Consider the following 26835-nt stretch of genomic DNA (forward strand, 5'->3'; position numbering starts at 1 on the left):
TCATGCCCGTTCGGAGTAGCCCGAAAACATCGTGAGGATCCGAGCCATCTCCGGTCCGATGACCGACATGGCCGCAGGCTCGATCATCTCGTTATGTCCGCAGCCCACCGGTATCTCCAGGATCCGGCCGCTCACGAGCGGGCTCCATTCCTGGGTCGACCTTCCGCGCGGAATCGTGTCGTCTCCTCCGATTGCCGGGAAAATCACCAGGTCGCCTTCGTAGACCTGTGGAACGAACTGGTGCGTGATTCGCTGCGAAGTCTCGTACGCGCGGGCAAGCCGCTCGAGGTCCCGACCGTCGACCCCGGTCTCGGTCCCGACCGACTGGGCCAACACGGCGGCCGCGTCGTCGAACGTCAGATCTCCGTCGGTCTCGACCTCGAGGCCGAGGCCTCTCAGCAGGTCCCGGACGTCGAGGACGGCTGACGACGGCGCATCGCCGTTGTCGGGGTAACTGTCCATCATCGTCAGCGTTGCGACTTCGCCGCCGGACGATTGCAATTCGACGGCCATGGCGTGCGCGATGACGCCACCGAGCGACCACCCGAGCAAGTCGTAGGGCCCTTCCGGCGAAACGGCCTCCATCTCTTCCACGTAGCGATGCGCCAACTGTTCGATCGACTGATAGTCACCGTCGTCACTGAGTGCGGGTAGCTGAAGTCCGTATACCGGTCGGTCCTCGGGCAGATACCGCACCAAGCCGGCATAGCCCCAGGACAGGCCCATACCAGGGTGCACACAGAACAGCGGTCGCCCACTTCCTTCTGCGCGCAGCGGAACAACCACGGCGAGCAACTCTTCCATGCCAGCGCTCACAGTCGGCAGGTCGAGGCGACGAGCAATTCCGGCAGGTGTCGGGTCGAGGAACAACCATTGAAGTGGAATCCTGCGTTGGAATCGGGAGTGCAGTGCGCTGACGATTCGGGTGGCAACGAGAGACGACCCGCCCAGATCGAAGAAGCTGTCCGCGGTGCTCACCCGGTCGACGCCCAGAACCTCGGCGAATGCGTCGACCACTGCATGCTCGGTCTCGGTGACCGGTTCGCGGAACTCGGCTGCAGCCGAACTGAATTCGGGTGCCGGTAGAGCCTTCCGGTCGAGCTTACCCACCGGCGTCATAGGAATTCGCTCGAGAAGTACCACCGCCGACGGAACCATGTGCGCGGGTAGTCGGTCGGCCGCGTACACCCGTATCTCGTCGCTGTCCGTGGCTTCGGCATCCGACGCGCGCACATACGACACCAGGACCGTTTCACCCGACGGTCCGACGTGGCCGATGGTGGCAGCGAAGTCCACTGACGGGTGGCGCGAGAGAACTGCATCGATTTCGCCGAGTTCGATCCGGAAACCACGGATCTTGACCTGGAAGTCGCTGCGCCCGATGTACTCGAGCGTGTGATGTGACCCATTACTTGCACTGCCGTCATCACTTGCACTGTCACCGCCGGACTCACGCCAACGCACGACATCTCCGGTGCGGTACATCCGGCGCCCCGACGCCCCGTACAAGCAGGCCACAAATCGCTCCGACGTCAGTGACGCTCGATTATGGTACCCACGTGCCATACCCGGGCCGATGATGTACAACTCCCCCGGCACACCGACCGGGACGGGTTGCAAACGCTCGTCCAGCACCAGGAAACCGAATCCCACTGCGGGCGAGCCGATGTTCACTCCTGCCCCGGGTTTCATCGAATCACTGACGCTTGCCTGCACCATGGTTTCCGTCGGGCCGTATCCGTTGTGCAGCCTCCGACCCGGCGCCCACTGCGTGACCACCTCCGGCGGACAGGCCTCGCCCACCAGATCGAGGACACGAAGCGCCTCGAATCCGTTGTCACCGAGCGCCGCCAGCGCAGTCGGCGTGATGGTGGCATGAGTGACCTGCTCGCGCCGGAAGACGTCAGCCAATTCGGCGCCACCGTACACCGCCGGTGGAACAATCACGACCCGTGCGGACGCGCTGAACGCCATGGTCAACTCGAAGATGGACGCGTCGAAACTCGGCGAGGCCAACTGCGAGACATGCGCATCGTGAGTGACCTCGAACCGCTCACGAGTCTCTGCCGTGAAGTTGGCCAGACCGCGATGAGTGATGTTCACTCCCTTGGGCTTTCCGGTAGACCCCGAGGTGTAGATCAAATAGGCAGGATGGTCGAGGCGCAATTCACCGGTTCGGTCGTCGTCGGTGATCGGTTCCGGCGACAACGCCGCCACCCGCTGCTCGAAGTCAGGATCGTCGAGTTCGAGCCAAGGAACCACGTCGGGTAGATGGGTTCGGCTTCCGTGAACCGTCAATCCGAGTGAGGCTCGGCAATCGGCGAGCATGTATTCGACGCGCCCACGCGGGTAGTCGGGATCGACGGGCACGAAAGCAGCTCCGGCTTTGGCCACCGACCAGATTGCCACCACCGACTCGATCGATCGGGGCATTCCCAACGCCACGAAGGTCTCCGGGCCCACCCCCCGACAGCACAGTTCCCGGGCCACACGGTTCGACCACTCGTCCAGTTCGCGGTAGCTGATCTGCCGGTTCTCCAGTGACAGAGCCACCGAGTCCGGGTCAACCGCAGCAGCGGTCGTCAACAAGTCGGGCCACAGTTTCGGTGGTACTCCCGTCTGTCCACGCGCCGGCACCAACTCGCGAGTTTCGAGATCACCGAACAGCGCAATGTCACCGATGGCCGCTTCGGGACGCACGGTCACGGATTCGAGAACACGCACGAACATGTCGGCAAAGCTGCTGACCGTACCTGGATCGAAGAGATCAGTGGCGAAGTCGACCGCGCCGCTCATTCCTCGAGGCGCTCCACTTTCGTCGAATTCCTCGGCCAGGAGGAATTCCAGGTCCACCTTCACGACGTCGAGTTGGGGGTCGATGCCGCGAACTTCCAACTCCGGCAGTTGCAGATTCGGCCGTTCGTTGTTCTGGAATTCCAACGACACCGAGGCGATGGGAGCGTAAGCCGTCGACCGTTTCGGCCCGACCGCATCGACAACCCGCTCGAACGGAACCTCGGAATGCGCGAACGCCGCGAGGTCGACCTCGCGACAATGCGCCGCGAAGTCCCGGAACGACTGAGCCGAGTCCACTTGTGTACGCAGGGCAAGTGTCCCGACGAACATGCCGATCAGGTCATCGAGGACGCGATCCCCTCGACCGGCGATCGGTGTCCCGATCACGACGTCGTCGGTGCTGCCGAGACGTGCCAGCAGTACCGCGAGCGCCGCGTGCACTGTCATGAATGCAGTGCACTGATGCTGCCTCGACAGCTCCCGGATACGGCGGTGGAGGTCACTGCCGATCGAGAAGTGGATGCGCGCGCCGTGAAAAGTCTGCTGTGCGGGCCGGTCCCGATCGAGCGGAAGTTCAAGGAGGTCGGGTGTGCCCGAGAGTGTGCGTCGCCAGTAATCCAGCTGTTCGGAGATCACCGATGCCGGGTTTTCGCCGGAACCCAGAAGCTCTCGCTGCCAGAGGGTGAAGTCGGCGTACTGGATCGCCAGAGGCGCCCAATCTGGTTCTTCGCCGTGCACGCGGGCCTCGTATGCCGTCATCACATCCCGCACCAACGGGGACATCGAGAAACCGTCGGCGGAGATGTGGTGCACCACAACCGCAAGTACGTGTTCGCGCTCGCCCATGGTGAACAACGCTGCCCGCAAGGGGATTCGCGCTGCGACGTCAAAACCTGCCGAGACCATTCTGGCGAGCTCGTCGCGGAGGTGATGTTCGTCGGCAACAGGTGGTTCGGCCAACTGCGGCAGCGCCGTGCTGTCGGTGGGCACTATGTGCTGGAGCGGCCCGTCGCCGCGAACCGGGAACATCGTTCGTAGCGACTCGTGGCGAGCGATGACGTCGGACACCGCTGCTCTCAATGCCGGCTTGTCGAGTTCACCGGTCAGTCGCACCACGAGCGGGATGTTGTACGCAGGCGAACTGGTGTCCAGTTGATTGACGAACCACATTCGCTGCTGAGCAAACGACAACGGGATGTTTTCGGGTCGAGGGCGCGGCACTGACACCGGGCGCCCCGACTGTCCAGCAACCGACTGTTCGATCACCGCAGCCAAGGCGGCTACCGTCGGCGCCTCGAACAGATCCCGCACGCCGACGGCGGCTTCCAGCACTGCCCGCAGCCTGGCCGCAACCGATGTAGCGCTGAGAGAATTTCCCCCGAGGTCGAAAAAATTACTGTCGGCACCAACGCGCTCGAGGCCGAGTACCTCTGCAAACACGTTCGACACCGCCTGCTCGACCGGGCCGACAGGCGAACGAAATTCCTTTGTGGTCGTGTGGATCTCGGGGCTGGGCAACGCCGAGCGGTCGAGTTTGCCGACGGCTGTCAGTGGAATGCTCTCCAGCACGACCATTGCGGCGGGCACCATGTGCGAAGGCAATCGCTCGGCCAGGGCGTGAATCAGGACCCCGGTGTCCAATTGGCCCTCTGCTGGCATAACGTACGACACGAGCCGGGCCTCTCCCGCGGGACCGCGGTGAGCAATGGTGACGGCAAATCCGACGTTCGGCTCGGCCATGAGCGCGCTGTCGATCTCACCGAGTTCGACACGGAAGCCCCGAATCTTGACTTGGAAGTCGCTGCGGCCGATGTATTCGATACGCGATTCGGCCGTCCACCGCACGATGTCTCCGGTGCGGTACATCCGCGTTCCAGGGTCACTCGGGTTGGCGACAAAGCGTTCTGCCGTCAATCCCGGCCGACGGTGATATCCCCGCGCCACTCCAGGCCCGGCAAGGTACAGCTCGCCAGGCGCCCCGACGGGAACGGCTTGCAGCCGCGAATCGAGCACCAGCTCGCTCACACCCCTGATGGGTCCACCGATCGTGATGCGTTCACCGGCCGCCATCGGCGGGCTGACGTTGGACATGATCGTCGCCTCGGTCGGTCCGTAGGCGTTGTACAGCCGACGGCCAGGCGCCCAGCGAGCGACGAGGTCGGGCGGGCAGGCTTCACCACCGAACACGACCTCCGAAAGTTGCTCGAGCCCAACCGGATCCACCGAAGCCAGTGCCGCCGTGGTGATGAACGCATGTGTGACGGCGTGCTCGGCCAGAAGCTCCGCAAGCTCCTCGCCCCCGTACACCCCAGGTGGGGCGATCACCATCGTCGCGCCGGCTCCGAAAGCCTGCAGATACTCGAAGAGCGACCCGTCGAAGCTCGGAGTGGAGAAGTGCATTGTGCGCGATTGTGGTGTTGCACCGTAGCGTTCGACCTGGTCCCGCGCGAAATTGTCGAGCCCGCGATGAGTGACCACCACTCCCTTCGGCACGCCAGTCGACCCCGAGGTGTAGACCACGTAGGCCGCAGAATCCAACCCGATCGGACGGAGTCGGTCGTTGTCGGTCAGAGGACGGCCCGAGAATCCTTCGCACTTCTTGGTGAAGTCCGGATCGTCGAGAATCAGCCACTGTGCGACTTCGGGCAGTCGATCTCGACATGCGGCGGTGGTCAAACCGACGCCGACGTTGGAATCGCTCAGCATGTGGGTGATCCGCTCGTCGGGGTAGTTCGGATCGATCGGCACGAATGCAGCGCCTGTTTTGGCCACGGCGAGTATCGACACCACTGAGGTGAGAGAACGTGGAACACCGACTGCGACGTAGTCCTCGGTTCCCAGTCCTCGCGAGACGAGTACCCGAGCAATACGATTCGACAGGAAATCCAGCTCGCCATAGGTCATGCTGGCGCTCGCCGCCACAACAGCGAGCGCATCCGGATCCTGCTGAACTGCCGCGTCGAAGATCTCTGAAAAAATGCGGGTCGACCCACCAACCGCGCCACGGACGGGCAACAGTTGGTCGCGTTCGATCTCCGTCAGCACCGACACCGCGGCCAACGATTGATCCGGATGGACACACGCTTCGAGCACGCGCCGCAGTCGGCCGGCGATGGACTCGATATCGCCTGAGTCGAAAACCTCGGGCAGATACTCGAACTTCAGTCGAAGCCTGGTATCGACCGACGCCACCAAACTGAGCGGATAGTGGGCAGCATCCTTCGCCTCGACGCCGGCGATTCGGATCCCCGCGTTGTCCGTATCGGTCGACAGTCCTTGACGGTCAACGGGGTACGACTCGAAGACTGTCAACGTGTCGAAGCCGATCTCCGGCCCGGAGGCGTCTTGGATCTCGGAAAGTCCAAGATAGTGGTGATCCGACAACTCCGCCTGCTCAGACTGAATCCGCTGTAGGAGAGCGCCGACACTCTCACCCGGGTGCCCCGCGATTCGGACCGGAATTGTGTTGATGAACAGCCCGATCATGGTTTCGATCCCGGTCAGCTCGGGAGGTCGACCCGACACAGTCGCTCCGAACACCACATCGTCTCGCCCGGTCAGTGCCGAGAGGACGATCCCCCACGACGCCTGGACAATCGAATTGAACGTCAGCCCGCGGCTCCGCGCTACGCCGCGGAGCGTCGTCGTGAAATCCTCGTTCAGATCGAACACCCACTCGGCCGCCATGGTGGAGAGTCGACGCGACCGATCGTGCGGGGCAAGCAGCGTCGGTCCGTCAATTCCGCGCAGTGCCCTCGCCCACACCCCGCGGGAGGCTTCCCGGTCGCGACGGTTCATCCAGGTCAGGTAGTCGAGGTAGGGGCGTACACGCGGCAACTCCGACGCCTCGCCGTCCGCAACGTACAGAGTCGCCAACTCCCTGATCAGAAGTGGCATCGACCAGCCGTCCAGAAGGATGTGGTGGTTGGTCAGCACAAGCTTGAACGTTTCTGGGGCAATCGCGATGAGCGTGAACCTGATCAGCGGCGCACGCGAGATGTCGAACGGGAGCGCTCGGTCCTGCGCCAGTACTTGCTCGAGATCCCGAGTTGACTTGGCAGCGAGGTCGACCGCCTGCCATGGTGCAGCCACGTTGCTTCGGACCACCTGGACGGCGCGGCCGTCCGCGTCGTGAAGGAAGGCGGTGCGCAAGTTGTCATGCCTGTCGAGCAGCGTATCGGCGGCGCGGCGCAGGCGCTCCGCATCGAGGTGGCCGACGAGGTCGAGGGTCACCTGCACGAGGTAGGCGTCGACCGACTCTTCGGCCAGTTCGGCATGGAACTGCAGTCCTGCTTGCAGTGGTGAGAGTGGCCAGACGTCGCGCAAGTCGTCGCACCGACTCTCGAGGTCGTCGATCGCATCCTGTCGAAGCTCGACCAGATCGAAGTCCGAGGGTGTGAATCCGCCACCGTCCGCCGCGTACTCGCCGAGTCCGGCCAGTGCGTCGACCCACAACTGTGCAAGGTGGCGAACGTCGTCCTCGCTCATAATGTCCGGCGAATAGGTCCAGGCGGCAACGAGCTCCGGGCCGTCTGCAATGTCGCTGCCCTCGACGGTGATCACGTTGACCTCGAGGACAGCCGCCAGTGGCAGCTCAGTGGCCGCAACGGCCCGCAAACCCTCGTCACGGATCGGTGTCCATCCCGCTGAAGCGTCAGCCTCGGATCCACCGACGCGTCCGAGGTAGTTGAAACTGATCTGTGGCGCAGGAAATTGCGAAAGAGTCTGTCCTGTATCACCGTTCAGGTATCGAAGTAGGCCGTATCCGATGCCGCGGTCCGGCACGGCCCGGAGTTGTTCCTTGACAGCCTTGACTGCGAAGCCTGCAGCCGGACCGCCGGCGCAGGCGTCACTCGTATCCACTCCTCTCAGATCGAGGCGCACCGGGAAGATCGACGTGAACCATCCGACGGTGCGAGCAAGGTCAGCCCCCGGGACGACCGGTTCCTCGCGTCCGTGCCCCTCGAGGCTGATCAACGTCTCCGGAGCATCGCTCCCGCGCTCGCCCCGCCAGCGAACCAACGCCAAAGCCAACGCCGTCAACAATCCGTCCTCGACGCTCCCGTGAATCGCCTGCGGCACATCTGTCAACGCGGTATCGGTCAAGGCTGGGGGTACACGCATTTCGACGTCTGCTGCCCTCACTCCGGTATCCGTTGTCGCCAAGGAGCGCGCGCCAAGCATCGGGTCAGGACCTCGCAGTGCCTCCCGCCAGTAGTCGAGTTGGGCCACCCGGTCCGGCTCGTGCGCGGCGTCGACGAGGCCGCGTGCCCATCGACGCATCGACGTCCCGACCGGAGCCAGTGAAGGGTCGATGCCTGACTGCACCTGTTCACACGCGAGCGCAAGATCGGGGATCAGAATTCGCCAGGAGACCCCGTCCGTCACGAGGTGGTGCGCCACGAGAAGCAACCGCTTTCCCCCGCGTCCGTCAGGTTCGAACAACACTGCTTGCACCATCACGCCGGTCCCCGGATCGAGCCGATCCAGAGCGGCACCAAGTGCCGCCGAGACCGTCTCGTCCACAGCGCTGTCGAGATGCACGCGACGCACGATTGTCTGCGCCCTCACCGCACCTGCAGGCTCGACGTCCATCCGCCCAGCGGATTCGGGATGCGGTGCGACCCGTAGGCAGGCTCGGAGGATGTCGTGATGGTCCAACACAGCCTGCATGGCCTGTGTCAACGTGTCCTCGTCGAGCGTGGCAGGAACCGCGAGCAGAACAGATTGGGAGTACCGGCGAAAATTTCCACCACGATCAAGCATCCATTTGACGATCGGCGTCAATTCGATCTCACCGACGCCGCCGCCAGGTAATTCGTCGAGGACGACGCGGTCGCCAGCCGTTCCGGCCGTCTCGGACAGCGCTGCCACGGTTTTGCGCTCGAACACCTCGCGCGGTGTGATCAGAATTCCGGCAGACTTGGCGCGGGTCACCAACTGGATGGACATGATCGAATCGCCACCGAGGGTGAAGAACGAGTCGTCCACCCCCACCTCGTCGAGTCCCAGAACCTCGGCAAAAAGGCCCGCAAGGATGTTTTCCGTTTCCGACGCAGGACTACGACTCTCGGTTATCTGTTGCCCGAAGTCAGGTTCAGGCAACGCTTTCCGGTCGAGTTTCCCGTTCACCGTCAGTGGCAGGGCCTCGAGAACCGTCACGACAGCGGGGACCATGTGTGCTGCCAACTTCGCCGAGAGGTCCTCGAGCAACGCCTTCGGCGAGATGGTCGCACCGGACTCCGGCACCACGTAGCCCACCAATCGGCCTCCGCGTGCCGCCACCGCCGACTGCGCCACTCCCACTCCGGAGAGCAGAGCAGACTCCACCTCGCCGAGTTCGATTCGATAACCCTTCACCTGCACCTGCACGTCATTACGCCCGAGGTACTCCAGTTGTCCGTTGTCATTCACGCGCCCCACGTCACCGGACCGGTACATGCGCGCGCCGCTGACTGTGAGGTCGGGAACGAAACGTGTGGCGGTGAGACCGAACCGGCCTAGGTATCCGCGTGAGACCTGGTCGCCGGAGACATACAGTTCACCCACCACGCCGGGCGGCACGGGGTGCAGCCGCTGATCCAGCACGTACACACGCAACCCGGGCAGTGCCCGCCCGATCACCGAAGCAGATCCTTCACGTGCCAGTTCACGATCCAGCGGTAGGTGGCTGACGTGCACGGTTGTCTCCGTGATGCCGTACATGTTGACCAGATCTGGTGGCGAGGTCCCGCGTCGGGCGTACCAGCGCGTCAGCTGTCCGAAGTCGAGCGCCTCGCCGCCGAAGATCACGTAACGCAATGGCAGGTCCGCACCCCCGGCACGCCGGTCGGCTTCCGCCAATTGATAGAAAGCGGTGGGAGTTTGATTGAGCACTGTGACACGTTCTTGTCGCAGCAATTCGAGGAATGCCTCGGGTGAACGTGCCGTGAAATAGTCGACCAGCACCAGACGGCCACCATGTGCGAGTGCACCCCACATCTCCCACACCGAGAAGTCGAATGCCGCCGAATGAAACATCGTCCACACATCGCCGCGGTCAAATCCGAAGAGCGCTCTGGTGTTTGCCAGCAATGTCACGACGCTGCGATGAGGAACCTGCACCCCCTTCGGTCTCCCGGTGGATCCCGAGGTGTAAATCACGTAGGCCACCGAATCGGGCTGCAACGGTAGCGGCCTGTCTTCGTCGGTCACCGGCAGCGGTGAAAACCTCTGCAGCGCATCACGAGTGTCGGTACTGTCCACGACGATCACGGGCACCCCGTTACCGCCGACTTCATCACTGCCCGCGGTGGTCGTCAGTACGCACACCGGCGCAGCGTCACGCAGCACGAAGCTCACCCGTTCGGGCGGAGACGTCAGGTCCACCGGTAGGTATCCACCGCCCGATTTCACCACCGCCAGCAGAGACACAAGAAGTTCGAACGACGGGGTCATCGCCACTGCCACGAGTGTCTCTGCCACGACCCCCTGCGCCACCAGCAGTCGTGCGAGGCGGTTAGCTTGCTCGTCCAGTTCGCGGTAGGTCACCGACTGTCCGTCACAACGCACCGCCACGGCATCACCCGAAGTGAGTACCGTTCGATCGAAGAGATCCGACAGCGAATCATCATTCGTGTCAATAACTGAGCGAGACGGCGCAACCGGTACCTCGCTACGTTCGCCGGTCAGAAGAATGTCGATGTCACCGACGACCGCGGACGGATCGTCGATCACGGCGTCGATCACCCTCCCGAAGCGCTGTGCAATTCGCTCCACTGATCCTTGATCGAAAACATCCGTGGCATAGCGGAAGCCGGCGCTGATCCCATCCGGGACGCCGCGCTCGTCGATCTGCTCCATCACACTCAGTTGCAGATCGAATTTTGCCACCTCGAGATCGATGTCGAGCGAACGGACCGTCAACTCCGGTAGTTCGAGGCGCAGGCTCGTGGCGTTCTGGAATTCGAGTAGTACCTGAAATAGGGGTGAATGCGCAGTGGAACGATCGGGCGCAAGGTAATCCACCAGCTTTTCGAACGGAACGTCCGCATGGTCCAGTGCGCCGAGATCTGTCGACCGCACAGCTGCCAAAGTGTCGGCAAAGGTTGCTCCGGATTCGACCGGTGTACGAAGAACCAGAGTATTGACAAACATCCCTACCACGTCGTCCAACACCGCTTCGCCGCGTCCCGCGACCGGCGTCCCGATCACTACGTCGCCTGACCCCGAGAGCCGTGCCAGCAGCAACGCGAGCGCCGCGTGCAGAACCATGAAGAGTGTCGAATCATGCTGGTGTGCAAGGTCGGTCAAAGCTCGATGTACTTCGGGTGAGATGCTCACCGAGACAACGGCACCTTCGGAGGAGCGCTCCGGCGTTCGAGGCCGATCAAGAGCGAGCGGTGAGACTTCGGGGATTCCCGACAGCACCTCGGTCCAATAATCGAATTGATCCGAGATCGGCGTACCCGGACCGTCTTCTGCGTCGATGATCTCCCGCTGCCACACGCTGTAGTCAGCATAGTGGATGGGCAATGGCACCCAGTTCGGACTCTGATCCTGCGCACGGGATGTGTAGGCGCGCATCAGGTCACGTGCCAGTGGCGTCATCGAGAAGCCGTCGGCCGCGATGTGGTGGACAACGATCGCAAGAACATGCTGCTCCGGCCCGGTTCGGAGCAACCTCACGTGCAGCGGGAACTCCTCGGCCACATCGAATCCCACGTCGAAAAACCCATGCAACGCCGCAAATATCTGCTCGCCGGGAATCGGCACGGGGTGGATTCGAGGAGCAGCGAGCCCTGGTTCGACAATCACCTGGCGGGGCCCGTCCGCGGAAGTCGGGAAGATCGTCCGAAGGGATTCATGCCGTTCCACTACATCGCCGAGCGCAGCTTCGAGCGCTTCGAGATCCAGGAATCCGTCGAGTTGCAGGGCAACGGGAATGTTGTAGAGCGGAGATGAAGTGGCGAACTGGTTGAGGAACCACATACGCGACTGCGACAGGGACAGTGGAATGTGTTCTGGCCGTGCCTTACCCGTGAGTTTTCCCAGCCCCGATTCACCAAGTACAGGTTCGACTGGATCGATCAAGGCCGCCAGATCAGCCACCACCGGAGTGTCGAACAGCGCTTTGACCCCCAGTTTCGTGTTCGACGCGGTGTTGATGCGCGCGATGACGCGGGTAGCACTGAGAGAGTCCCCGCCGAGCTCGAAGAAATTGTCATCGGCCCCCACCCGGTCGAGATCGAGTACGTCAGCGATCGCACGAGCGACCACACCTTCGGTCTGCGTGATCGGCGCGCGATATTCTGCAGCGTTGAAAGTTGTGTCCGGTAGGGCTTTTCGGTCCAACTTCCCATGCACCGTCACCGGCAACCCATCCAACACCACCACCACCGACGGCACCATGAACCCCGGAAGAGACCTCCTCACCCCCTCCAACACCGCCACCTCGTCAACCACCACCCCCACCTCACCCACCACAAACCCCACCAAAAAATCCCCACCCACACCCGACCGCAACACCACCACCGCCCGAGCCACCCCCACCTGAGCAACCAACACCGCCTCCACCTCACCCAACTCCACCCGCTGCCCCCGCACCTTCACCTGAAAATCACTACGCCCCACAAACTCCAACTCACCACCACACCCCCACCGCACCACATCACCCGTCCGATACAACCGACCCCCCACCACCCCAGACACCCCAGACACCGGATCCGCCACAAACCGACCCGCCGTCAAATCCGCACGACCCTCATACCCCCGCGCCACCTGCACCCCACCCACATACAACTCCCCCACAACCCCCACCGGAACCGGCCGCAACCGAGAATCCAACACCAACACCCGCGTATTCCACACCGCCCGACCAATCGGAACACCCACCCCCTCAACACCATCCACCACATGAAACGTCACATCCACCGACGCCTCCGTCGGCCCGTACAAATTCACCAACTCCGCACCACACACCCCCGCAAACCGCGCAGCCGTCACCGACGACAACCCCTCACCCGAAACAAACACCCGACGCAGACACGAACACCCCACCCCCAACTCCCCCACCAACTCCCCCACGAACACCTCCAACATCGACGGCACAAAATGCACCACCGACACCCCCCACCGCTCGATCACACCCGCCAAATACACCGGATCACGATGCCCACCCGCATCCGCCACCACCAACCGAGCACCCACCATCAACGGCCAAAACAACTCCCACACCGACACATCGAACGACACCGGCGTCTTCTGCAACACCACATCCCCCACACCCAACGGAAACTCCCCCTGCATCCACAACAACCGATTCACCACCCCCGCATGCGACACCACCACCCCCTTCGGACGACCCGTCGACCCCGACGTGAACATCACATACACCGCATGCTCAGGCAACAACACCCCCAACCGCTCCCCCACCCCCACCGGAGCAGACGAAAACCCCGAAACATCAACACACTCCACATCAACAAACCCCACCCCCACCGGCAAACACCCACCATCACCGGACCGCGACAACACCACCACCGGATCCACCACCCCCACCACAAACCCCACCCGCTCCACCGGCGCACCCACATCCACCGGCACAAACACCCCACCCGCCTTCACCACCGCAAACACCGCCACCAACAACTCCACCGACCGCGACAACGCCACACACACCCGCGACTCCGGACCCACCCCCAACGAAATCAACAACCGCGCAAAACGATTCACCCGCCCATCAAACTCCCCACACGACAACACCACCCCACCACACACCAACCCCCCACCCCCCACACCACCACCACACCGACCATCCAACACATCCACCAACGTCAACGCCCCCAACACCACCCCCACACCATCGCAACCACCCACCACCAACCCACGCTCACCCGCAACAAACACGTCGACCTCACCGACCGTTGTGTTCTCGTCCACTGCGATGGCGGTGAGAATCCGCGCCAAACGCTGTGCGATGGTGTCGACCGCCGCGCGATCGAAGGCTGCAGGCTGGTAACGCAGGCTCAGGTGCAAAGCCGGCTCGGCGATCGAGAGCAGGGTGAGCGGGTAATGCGTGGCATCGCGGGCATTCACGGCGGTGACGCTCATACCGGCTATGTCGGTGTTCCCGTCCATCCCCGAGGTATCGATCGGATACGACTCGAAGACCGACAGTGTGTCGAACAAATTGCCTGTCCCTACAACAGATTGAATCGCGCCGAGTCCGACATAGTGATGATCGAGCAGAGCTATCTGCTCGTCCTGTAGTCGAGCGAGCAGCTCCGCACACGTCTCGTCCGGATCCAGTTGCACGCGGACAGGCAATGTGTTGATCAGCAGCCCCATCATGTTTTCCACACCAGGCAATTCAGGTGAACGCCCCGAGACCGTGGCGCCGAAGACTACGTCTTCACGGGAAAGCAATCGGGACAACAGAACACCCCACGCGGCTTGGACCACCGTGTTCATCGTGATCCCGCTGCGCTGGACAAGTGCACTGAGTCCGTCGAGCACCGGTTCAGGCAGATCGACGATTACTTCCTCGGGCACACCCTGCGCCACGTTCGGTGCCGGATCTGCCAACAGCGTCGGCTCCTCGACGCCCTGCATGGCGTCTTCCCATACCGCGAGCGAGGTGTCGAGATCGCGGTGCGCCAACCATTCCAGATAAGTGCGGTACGACGGGGACTCGGGAAGATCGGGCGAGGCACCGTCGGCGGCGTATCGCATCAGCAGTTCTCGTACCAACAGTGGCATCGACCAACCGTCGAGAACAACGTGATGGTTTGTGACCGCCAGCACGCACCGCGTCGGGGAGGTTCGCAGCAACGTCAGCCGCAGCAGTGGCGGCGAGGCCAGGTCGAAGGGGGCTCTGCGATCCTCGTCAAGGCGGCGTCGTAGCTCTGCTTCGGTTTCCGATCCTTGCTCGGTGAGATCTACTTCGCTCCATGGAATCTCCGCATCATCGACAATCAACTGTGCTGGTACGCCGTTACTGTCGTAGACGAACGCCGCACGCAGATTCGGGTGGTTGACCAACAGTCCGACAGCAGCGCCCCGCACACGATCGGAATCAACCACTCCTTCGAGTTCGACGCACAGTTGAGCTGTGTAGACGTCCGTGGATACTGCCGCCAGTGAAGCATGGAACATCAACCCGGCCTGAAGGGGCGACACCGACCAGACATCGCTCAATGCCGGGTAGTCCCCCTCCCAGCGTTCGATCTGTTGCTGGTCCACCCACACCAGCGGGATGTCCGACGGTGTCAGACCACCCGCACCGGGTCGCGATGCGTGAGCGGTCAGACCATCGAGCGCACGACGCCAGAGTTCCGCGAACTCCGCGACGTCCGACTCGTCGAGTACCCCGCGTGGAAATGCGAACGACGCTGTCAGGCACGGCCCGTCGGGACCGTCCTCGACGGCCGCGTTGATGTCGATCGCCGACGCCACCGGCATGGAACGATTCTGAGTTCCGCCGAGTTTTCGGTTGCCCTCGACCGGCAGCCAGTCCTGCGTTCCGTCGGAGGTGCTCACCCGGCCCAGATAATTGAAACTGATTTGAGGAGAACGGTATCGGCCAAGGTTCTCCGTGTCTCCGGACAGGTACCGCAGCATGCCGTAGCCGATTCCGTGGTCCGGGATCGCACGCACGTGCTCCTTGACGACCTTGACGGCGCGCCCCGCTTCGCCTCCACCTGCCAGTGCGTCGTCCACATCGATTCCGCCAAGATCCAATCGAGCCGGGTAGAGCGTGGTGAACCAACCGACGGTGCGAGAGAGATCTGCGCCGGGAACGGCACTTTCCTCACGTCCGTGGCCTTCGAGAATGATCAGCGCGTCGGAGGTATCAATGCCCCGGCGTCGTCGCCACCCGATTGTTGCCAGCGCAACAGCGGTGAGGAGCCCGTCGATCACGCCGGCGTGGAATGCCGCAGGAACCGTGGTGAGAAGGTTCCTGGTCACGTGAGACGTGATGTCAGCTGTGACGGTGTCGACAGTCTCGTCGACGTCGATCCTGGGGTCGAGTGGCCGCGAGCCGATCAGCGGGTCATGACCCTCCAGGATCGTTTTCCATACGTGCCATTCGCCGCTCCGGTTGCCGACGTGCTCGACAAGCCCGTGTGACCATCGCCGAAACGAGGTTCCGCTCGGCGGTAGTGCCGGAGGAACACCGGCTCGCAGATGCGCTGTCATTGACGCCAGATCTGTGACAAGAATGCGCCAGGAGACGCCGTCGACAACCAGGTGATGAATCACCAGGAGTAATCGGCCCCGCTTGTTCGGCAAGTCGGGGTTGTCAGCAACGTCGAACCAGACAACGCGCACCACGTCGGCGGAAGCAGGATCCAAGCTGTCCGCCGCGGCCTCGAGTTCCGTCGACGCCAAGGTGGTGAAGTCGTCGTCCACCGATTCGACTCTCACACGACGGATCAGTCCTTCGGCCGAGATCGAGCCGGGCGGTAGGACTTCCATGACCCGCTCACGCACGACCAGGCGCGCTCGGAGCATGTCGTGCCGATCCAGCAGCGCCTGGACGCTACGGACAAGGACGTCCTGGGTGAGATCAGCGGGAGCTGTCAACAAGAGTGCCTGGGAGAACCTGCTCAATTCGCCGCCACTGCTGCGGTCGAGCATCCACTCTGCCACCGGCGTCAGCGGCACAGTACCGACGCCCGATCCTGGCAGCTCCGCGAGAACTTCCGTTCCGTCGTGCTCGAATTTCGCCGACTCGGCAAGCGCGGCAACAGATTTATGGACGAACACATCTCGAGGCGAGAAGATCACACCTGCATCGCGAGCCCGGGCCACCAATTGGATGGACATGATGCTGTCGCCACCGAGCGCGAAGAACGAATCGTGCACGCCTACTGTTTCCACGCTGAGCACCTGCGCGAACAGACCGGCAAGAAGGCTCTCGGTTACCGTTCGGGGTGGCCGGCCTGGTGAGGAGGCGGATGAAAAATCGGGCGCGGGAAGCGCTGCACGGTCGAGTTTTCCGTGAACCGTCAGTGGAAGCGCGTCGAGTATCACCAAGGCCACAGGCACCATGTACGACGGCAGCAGCTTGCCGGCATTTTCGAGTACTTCGCGAGTATCGATGTTCGCGCCGCGATCAGGCACCACGTAGCCGATCAACCGATTCCCACCGCCGTCACCGTTCCAGACGTCGGCAACCGCCTGGGTCACGTGTCCATCTGTGAGCAGAGCCGCCTCGACTTCCCCGAGTTCAATGCGGAACCCGCGGATCTTCACCTGGGAATCCGTACGCCCGAGATACTCCAGCTGTCCGTCGGTAGTCCAGCGCACCCGATCGCCCGTGCGATAGATCCGTGTTCCCGACGGACCGAACGGATCAGCGACAAATTGCGTGCACGTCAGTGCGGAGCGCTGGTGATAGCCGCGTGCCAAAGCCGGCCCGGCAAGATACAACTCCCCTGCCACCCCCACTGGCACCGGGTGAAGCCGCGAATCCAGCACTACCTCGGCGAATCCCCGAGTTGGTGCACCGATAGTGACCATTTCGTTCGAGGTCAGAGCCGCACTGATACTCGACACCACCGTCGCCTCGGTCGGGCCGTAGGCGTTGAACATTCTTCTGCCCGACGCCCAGCGGGTCACCAATTCCGATGGACACGCCTCTCCGCCGGTTACGACGCATCCGACTGTGGTGAGGCCGTCGGGATCGACGGACGCCAAGGCCGCCGGAGTGACAAAACAATGGGTGACGCGCTCGCGCTCCAGTAACGCCGCCAGTTCCGACCCGCCATAGACGGTCGGGGGCACGACCACCGTGGTGGCCCCAGCACCAACGGCCAACAAGAGTTCGAGAACCGACGCGTCGAAACTCGGCGAAGCGAAGTGCAGGATTCTGGATCGAGTCGTGGCAGCGAAAGTCTCGCGCTCCTCGAGAGCAAAGTTGCTCAACCCGCGATGCGTGACCGTCACACCCTTCGGCGTTCCTGTTGATCCCGAGGTGTAGATCACATAGGCCGGATTGTCGGTTCGAATCCGTGCCGTCCGATCCGCGTCGGTGATTCTCGACGGCGAGTACGTCGACAACCGTTCCGCCAGGCTCTCGTCGTCGAGAACCACCCACGGCATTCGGTCGGCGAGCGCCCCACGATGCGCCCTGATGGTCATTCCCCAGGCTGCGCCGGAGTCGCCCAGCATGTACTCGATACGTCCAGAAGGGTGACTCGGGTCCACAGGAAGGAATGCCGCACCGGTCTTGGCAACGGACCACACTGCCAGAACGGACTCGACGGAACGTGGGACGCACAGCGCGACCACCGACTCGGGGCCCACTCCGGATTCGATCAGCATGCGGGCCAACCGGTTCGACTGCGCGTCGAGTTCGCGGTATGTCACTTCACGCTCCTCGAATACCAGCGCGACGGCGTCGGGATCGTGGGCGGTTGCCATATCTGTTGCTGCAGTGAGCAAGCCCGATAAAGTCTGCGCCGCGGTCGAAACCACACCTCGAACGGGTACCAGTTCGATGCGCTCACGGGCCTCGAGGATGTCGATATCTCCGATCCGCGATTGCGGATCGGAGGTCACGCGGTCAAGTATTCGCTGCAATCGACCGGCGAAGGCCCCTACTGTTCCCTCATCGAAAATATCTGTGGCATATCCGAATTCAGCGCGGATGCCGTCCGGTTCGCCGGTGTCGTCGTAGGTTTGCGATACCGTCAACTGCAGATCGAAGTTGATGGTGTCGATCTCGACACCCACTTCGGTCACCTGCAGGTTGGGGAGTTCAAGTCCAGGCCGCTCGATGTCTTGGAACTCCAGCATGACTTGAAACAGGGGCGAGTATGCCGTCGAACGTGAAGGATTCACGCTCTCGACAACTCGTTCGAATGGAACGTCCGCGTAGGTGAAGGCGCTCAGATCGACGCCTCGGACCAGGCCGAGGAACTCCCCGAAAGTCGTCCCGCGGTCTACTGCAGTGCGCAAGACCAATGTATTGACGAACATCCCCACCAGTTCGTCGATTTCTCGCTCCCCACGCCCGGCGATCGGAGTTCCGACGGCAACGTCGTCGGTATCACTCAATCGTGCCAACATCACTGCCAGGGCTGCGTGCACGATCATGAATACCGTGGCGTTGTGCTGGCGCGCAAGGGCGATCAGACCGGCATGAACCTTCGAATTCACCGCGAACCGAACCCGCCCGCGTCGAAGCGAACGCACATCACCGCGCGGTCGATCGGTGGGAATGTCGAGAACCTCCGGTGCGCCTGCAAGATTGTCGACCCAATAGCCGAGTTGTGTCGACATCAAGGACTGCTCGTCGGATTCCGAACCCAACCAACCACGTTGCCACAACGCATAGTCGGCGTACTGGATCTCGAGCGGCGCCCACTCAGGCGCCTCTCCCTTCACTCGGGAGGCGTACGCGCTCATGAGATCGCGAGCCAGCGGCGCCATGGAGAAACCATCTGCGGCAATGTGGTGTACTACGATCACCAGGACATGCGTCAGGACTTGATCACCCCCACGTAACAGAGCGGCGCGCAACGGGACCTGCTGTGTGACATCGAAGCCCTCCGAAACAAGGCTGCGGCACCTCTCGCGCAGTTCCTCCTCGCCCGGCACAATTGTCGGTACGAGGTTTGGTAGGACCTGTGAGGTAGACATGATCACTTGACGTGGGCCGGCGCCAGTGAGCGGGAAAACCGTGCGCAGAGACTCGTGCCGGTCGACGACGTCGTCAAATGCCGCTTGAAGTGCACTGACATCCAGTGTGCCGTCAAGTCGTAACGCGCAGGCTACGTTGTACGCGGAGGAATCGGGGTCGAACTGATTGGCAAACCACATCCTCTGCTGCGCAGGTGAAAGCGGGATATCCGTAGTTGAACCCCGTGGTCTCAACGGCGGCTTGCCTCCGACGCCGCCACTGGCGCCCCCTCCGCGTGACTGCGCCAACTCGGCCAGCGCTGCCACGGTAGACGCGTCGAAGACGTCACGGATACTGATCCGTTCTCCGAGAACCGAATTCACCCGTGCAACCAACCGAGTCGCACTGAGAGAGTTTCCACCGAGAGCAAAGAAATCATCGCGCACACCTACCGTCGATATTCCCAGTAGCTCGCCGAAAACGGTCGCAACGGTCTCCTCGAGAGGCGTACGCGGTGCAACATAGTGAAGTGGAGGAGGATCAAAGTCGATATCCGGTAGGGCTTTTCGGTCCAACTTCCCATGCACCGTCACCGGCAACCCATCCAACACCACCACCACCGACGGCACCATGAACCCCGGAAGAGACCTCCTCACCCCCTCCAACACCGCCACCTCGTCAACCACCACCCCCACCTCACCCACCACAAACCCCACCAAAAAATCCCCACCCACACCCGACCGCAACACCACCACCGCCCGAGCCACCCCCACCTGAGCAACCAACACCGCCTCCACCTCACCCAACTCCACCCGCTGCCCCCGCACCTTCACCTGAAAATCACTACGCCCCACAAACTCCAACTCACCACCACACCCCCACCGCACCACATCACCCGTCCGATACAACCGACCCCCCACCACCCCAGACACCCCAGACACCGGATCCGCCACAAACCGACCCGCCGTCAAATCCGCACGACCCTCATACCCCCGCGCCACCTGCACCCCACCCACATACAACTCCCCCACAACCCCCACCGGAACCGGCCGCAACCGAGAATCCAACACCAACACCCGCGTATTCCACACCGCCCGACCAATCGGAACACCCACCCCCTCAACACCATCCACCACATGAAACGTCACATCCACCGACGCCTCCGTCGGCCCGTACAAATTCACCAACTCCGCACCACACACCCCCGCAAACCGCGCAGCCGTCACCGACGACAACCCCTCACCCGAAACAAACACCCGACGCAGACACGAACACCCCACCCCCAACTCCCCCACCAACTCCCCCACGAACACCTCCAACATCGACGGCACAAAATGCACCACCGACACCCCCCACCGCTCGATCACACCCGCCAAATACACCGGATCACGATGCCCACCCGCATCCGCCACCACCAACCGAGCACCCACCATCAACGGCCAAAACAACTCCCACACCGACACATCGAACGACACCGGCGTCTTCTGCAACACCACATCCCCCACACCCAACGGAAACTCCCCCTGCATCCACAACAACCGATTCACCACCCCCGCATGCGACACCACCACCCCCTTCGGACGACCCGTCGACCCCGACGTGAACATCACATACACCGCATGCTCAGGCAACAACACCCCCAACCGCTCCCCCACCCCCACCGGAGCAGACGAAAACCCCGAAACATCAACACACTCCACATCAACAAACCCCACCCCCACCGGCAAACACCCACCATCACCGGACCGCGACAACACCACCACCGGATCCACCACCCCCACCACAAACCCCACCCGCTCCACCGGCGCACCCACATCCACCGGCACAAACACCCCACCCGCCTTCACCACCGCAAACACCGCCACCAACAACTCCACCGACCGCGACAACGCCACACACACCCGCGACTCCGGACCCACCCCCAACGAAATCAACAACCGCGCAAAACGATTCACCCGCCCATCAAACTCCCCACACGACAACACCACCCCACCACACACCAACCCCCCACCCCCCACACCACCACCACACCGACCATCCAACACATCCACCAACGTCAACGCCCCCAACACCACCCCCACACCATCGCAACCACCCACCACCAACCCACGCTCACCCGCAACAAGGATCTCCGCATCACCTACCGGGGCAGTAGGATTCGCCACGACCGACCTCAGTAGGCGGACGAACCGCTCCCCGAACTCTATGGCCGTGCTGCGCTCGAAGATGTCCGAGGCATAGGTGAAGGCTGCATCGAAGCCGGCCGGGATGCCGTCCTTGCCGCGCCGTTCGGAGAGCGCCAACTGCAAGTCGAATTTTGCGACACCGATATCCACCGGGATCACATCGACAACGAGTCCTGGCAGTTCGAGATGGGGGTGGGCGATGTTCTGAAACTCCAACAGAACTTGGAAGATGGGTGAATGCGACGTCGAACGTTCCGGCGCAACCGCGTCGACAACGCTCTCGAACGGCACCTCGGTATGCCCGAACGCTGCCAGATCCACTTCGCGAGTCCTGGCAAGGATGTCCTCGAAGGTCGCGGCAGTATCAACGGCGGTTCGCAGGACCACCGTGTTGACGAACATCCCGACCAGATCGTCGAGCGCTTGCTCAGCGCGCCCTCCCACCGGAGTGCCGATCGCGATATCTGCCGAGTCGCTCAGTCGTGCCAACAGAACCGCCAATACCGAGTGCATCACCATGAAAGGTGTTGCGTTGAGGTGTCGAGCGAGCTCGAGAAGGTCACTGTGCACGTCTGCGGGCACCGAGAATCGGACCGAATCACCGCGCATGGATCGTTCGGCCGGCCTCGGTCGATCCAGCGGAAGGTCGATCACGTCAGTCAGACCGGACAAGGTTGACGTCCAGTAGTCCAACTGCTTGGACGCGAGAGTGTCCGGATCGGCGTCACTTCCGAGTACTTCGACCTGCCATTGGCTGTAGTCGGCGTACTGGACGGGCAACGGGGGCCAGTCCGGTACCTGATTCGCTGCCCTCGCTTCGTAGGCGCGGGCGAGGTCGCGGGCGAGCGGCTCGAGTGACGCTCCGTCCGCCGAGATATGGTGAACAACCAGTACGAGGACATGTTCGTCTGGAGTGATCCGAAAGAGAGTGCCTCGAAGGGGCACGTCCACACTCACGTCGAATCCCTGTCGAGCGAGTTCGGCAATCCGCTCGTCCAGTGCTTCCTCGTCGACAGCCGCGTCCCACGCCACCTTCGACATCACGCGCTCCGGGGGAACTACGACCTGCAGTGGGCCGTCCACCGAGGCTGGATAGACGGTTCGAAGCGATTCATGACGATCGACGACATCTCCCACCGCGGCCCGCAGCGCATCGGCATCCAATGCTCCTGACAGTCGAACCGCCATGGGAATGTTGTAGGCCGGGGACGACGTGTCGAACTGGTTGACAAACCACAGGCGTTGTTGCGCCAGGGACACCGGCACTGTGTCCGGACGCGAATGTCTCTGCAAGAGAGGACGCCTCGAGCGAGAGTGATCGAGACCGGATGCCTTCGCGTCACGCACTTTCACCGCCAGTGATTCGACTGTCGGTGCCTCGAACAAGGCTCGCACCCCGAAATCGACTGCTGCACCGGAGTTGACACGCGCGATCAGCCTCGTCGCAACCAGTGAGTTCCCACCAAGATCGAAGAAGTTGTCACCGATACCTACCTTCGCGACACCCAGGACGTCAGCGAAGATCTCGGCAAGCAAGTGCTCGTTTATGCCCACAGGCGGTCTGAACTGGTCTGATCGGCCGATCAACTGCGGCGCAGGTAATGCCGCACGATCAACCTTTCCCGACGGACTGATCGGCAACTCGTCGAGAAGAACAAACGCTGCGGGCACCATGTACGACGGCACGCGGTCCGCAACGTACTGCGTCAACTCGGCCGTCGACAGCGCACTCCCGCCGGCAGGCAAGACGTACGCGACAATCATCGTTGTGCCCGAGGGCGCTGTAGTCGCCACGGTGACTGCATTCTCGACCCGCGGACACGACTGTACGACGGTGTCGATTTCCCCGAGTTCGATCCGGAAGCCGCGAACCTTCACCTGGAAGTCACTACGTCCCACGTACTCGAGCGCACGGCCGCGCCGCACGCGCACCAAGTCCCCCGTTCGGTACATTCGCTGCCCGGTGGGGTCGAAAGGGTTGGCCACGAATCGTTCTGCCGTCAATGCACACTTCCGGTGATAGCCGCGCGCGAGCGCTTCACCCGAGATGTACAACTCCCCCACAACACCGTCAGGAACGGGGCGCAATCGCGGATCGAGCACGATCTCGTGGAATCCACGCAGCGGTCCACCCACGGTGATTGCCTCCGACGACGCCAACGGTTCGCTGATGTTCGACATCACAGTGGCCTCGGTCGGACCGTAGGCGTTGCACAGTCTCCGTCCCGGAGCCCACCGCTGTACGAGTTCCGGTGGGCATGCCTCCCCACCGAACACGACATTGCCGAAGTCCGAAAGTCCATCGGGTGAGACTGTTCCGAGCGCCGCGGTCGTGACGAAGCCGTGCGTGATCTGCTCGGAGCCGAGGAATCGGGATAACTCGTCCCCACCGAGGATGGTGCGCGGGACGATCACCATGGTCGCTCCGGCACCGAAGGCCAACAGATATTCGAAGATCGAGGCGTCGAAACTCGGCGTCGAGAAGTGCAGCGTTCGAGCATTCTGCGTCGCACCGAACCTCGAACGCTGCTCGCCGGCAAGATCTTCCAGACCACAGTGGGAGACAATCACCCCCTTGGGGAGTCCGGTCGAACCCGAGGTGTAGATCACGTACGCCGGATTGTCGGGCCGGAGTGGGTACACGCGATCGATGTCGGAGATGGAGCGCCCGGACAACTGTGCGCAGTGGGCACGAAACTCAGGGTCATCCATCGCCATCCACGGAAACGAATCCGGTAAACGGTCAAGTTCCGAAACGACCGTGAGTCCCAGCGTGGCGCCGGAATCGATCAGCATGTAACGAACACGTTCAGACGGATAGTTCGGATCCACGGGCACAAATGCCGCACCCGTCTTGGCCACCGCCAACATGGCAACAACTGATCCGATCGAGCGCGTCAAACCCAGCGCCACAAGGTTTTCCGGACCAATTCCGCGGGCAATCAACATCCGAGCCATTCGAGTGGAATCCTCGTCGACTTCTCGATACGTCACTTCGTCACCGAGGTATGAGAGAGCTACACGGTCGGGATGTTGCCGCGCCGCTCCGTCGAACAACTCGGCGAGGGTGCGATGCGAAGTGCGGGGGCCACTGCGGACAGGCCGCATCGCGGATCGCTCGTCGTCCGACAAGATGTCGATGTCGCCGATCACGACTGACGGACCCGTGGTGAGGGATTCCAGGATGCGCGCGAACCGTAAACCAAGGCCACGTACCGTTTCGGGCTCGAACAAATCGGTGGCGAACTCGAGCACCACCGTTATTCCGGACGGTGCACCCTCCGCGCCGAAGGTTTCCACTGCACGTACACCGAGGTCGAAACGGCCAACGTCACGAGGACGCTCGTCAGTGCTGCCGACGCACTCGAACGTCACCTGAACGACCGGTGCATACGCGGGCACATCCTCCACATCGAGCGACTGCACCAGCTGCTCGAGCCGTGTCTCACTGTGCACCAGCGCATTACTGCGCGCCTCGGTGACGCTGTGCAGGAGCGCCGTGAACGGCATCTCCAGATCGACGCGATTGCGGATGGCCACCAGGTTCGCGCCGGATCCCACCGGCGCACCGATCACCACGTCCGAAGCTCCGGACAACCGGCTCACCAGGAGCACAAAGCCTGCGTGTAAGACCGCACGTGTGTCGGTCCCGAGATCACTCGCCATTGCCGTGATCCGCGTGTGGGTGTCGGTGCCGACCCGGACGTCGACCTGTCCGCTTTGCAGCGATTGCGCTGCCGGCCTGGGTCGATCGGACGGAAGTTGCAGCAGTTCGGGTGCCCCGAAGAGCTGATGTCTCCAATACGCGAGTTGCCAAGCTTCGCGGCGTCGTCGCACACCCTCGCGAGCGGTCAGGTCGTGTACTGCCGAGAGTTCGGCACCGGGATCGGCCGCGATCAACTCTTCCAGTAACTCGAGGAAATTCCGGTGGTGATCGCGCAAACCCGCGTCCTCGTACCGGTTCGGGTTCGCCCGAAAGTCGACCCGCAGCCTATCGCCACTCGGGTACACGTTGACCAGTAGATCCTCCACCGGACCGGACGTGACTATGTGGTACTCGCCCACCATCTCGCCCAGCTGAACCTCCTGGCGGAACAGCATGACATTGACCATGGGGCCGGCGAACGAGTCTTCGCCGGCCACACCGCTCTTCACGCCTGCGTCCCGACGGATGTCGTCGAGGCTGCAGCGCTGGTGACGCAATGCACCCATGAGCTCACGCTGGACCAGCGCGACGAGTTCCCCGACGGTATCGACCCCGGCCGTCGCGATTACCAACGGTGCGACGCTGACCATCATTCCGCCCGAGTTGCGTAACAGCGCCGTTGTCCGCCCGGACATCGGAACATGGATCTGGACAGTCTCTTTCGCGGTCAACCGCGAGAGGTACAGCGCGAGTGCTGCGATGACTGTTGCAGCTTGGTTCTCGGATTCGTCGAGTCGGGCACCGCCGCGGCGCGAGATCAGAGAACTCTCGAGTGCGCTCTCGGGCTGTGCAGGCCCAGAGTCGTCCGCCAGGGTGGTAGATCCGGCGACGGCCGTGTTCCGCCCGGCCCAGTACTCACGGTCGGCAATGAATCGATCTGACGTTCTGTATCGCTCGTCGATGTCGTACAACGTGCGAAGCGCGGCGGCACGACCAGGTTTCGGACTTTTCTTCGCCACCGCAGCTGAGTACCGGTGCGCGATACGGTTCATCGTGGTCATGGCACCGAAACCGTCGAGCGCTACGTGATGAATGCGGCTGTACCACAGGTAGTGCAGGTCACCCACGCACAGCACAGCCGTCTCGACGATTTCGTCGACTGCCAGGTCGAGTCGCGTCCGGCAATCTCGGCGCATCCATTCGAGCGCAGCATCGAACGGTTCCTCGGTCCCGCGGAAGTCGACAAAACCGACCGAGATTTCGGCAGTCTCATCCACGTACTGCATCGGTTGACCGTCGACCTCGATCACTTTCAGCAAGGGAGACTGGAACTCGTGTGCAACCGCCCGCGTTTCCCGATCCAATAACTCGACGTCCAATTCGCCGCGCAACTCGACGTAGTGCGCAATCAAATTCGGGACTTCAGGATCGAGTTGTTGCGCGAACCAGGTTGCCCGTTGGGCGGCCGAGAGCGGAAAGTGCGTCTGATCAGAAGTGTCAGTCCGCTTGACCTCGAAGGGTTTCACAGTGTCCCAGCCCCGCACGGTCTCCGCGGCCGCCGAGTGCGTAGCCGCGTCCGAATCAACAGCGCGAGAGCA

General features: G+C 62.5%; 1 protein-coding gene. It reads right to left on the bottom strand.

Translation table 11 applies throughout. The features are described from left to right. Positions 1 to 26763 (bottom strand): non-ribosomal peptide synthase/polyketide synthase, encoded by a 26763-nt coding sequence (locus QM716_RS24885; RefSeq protein WP_283306819.1) that lies wholly within the window; start codon positions 26761 to 26763, stop codon positions 1 to 3. Positions 26764 to 26835 lie beyond the last annotated feature (72 nt).

It is taken from the genome of Rhodococcus sp. IEGM 1409 (assembly GCF_030056735.1).
Lineage (GTDB): Bacteria > Actinomycetota > Actinomycetes > Mycobacteriales > Mycobacteriaceae > Rhodococcus_F.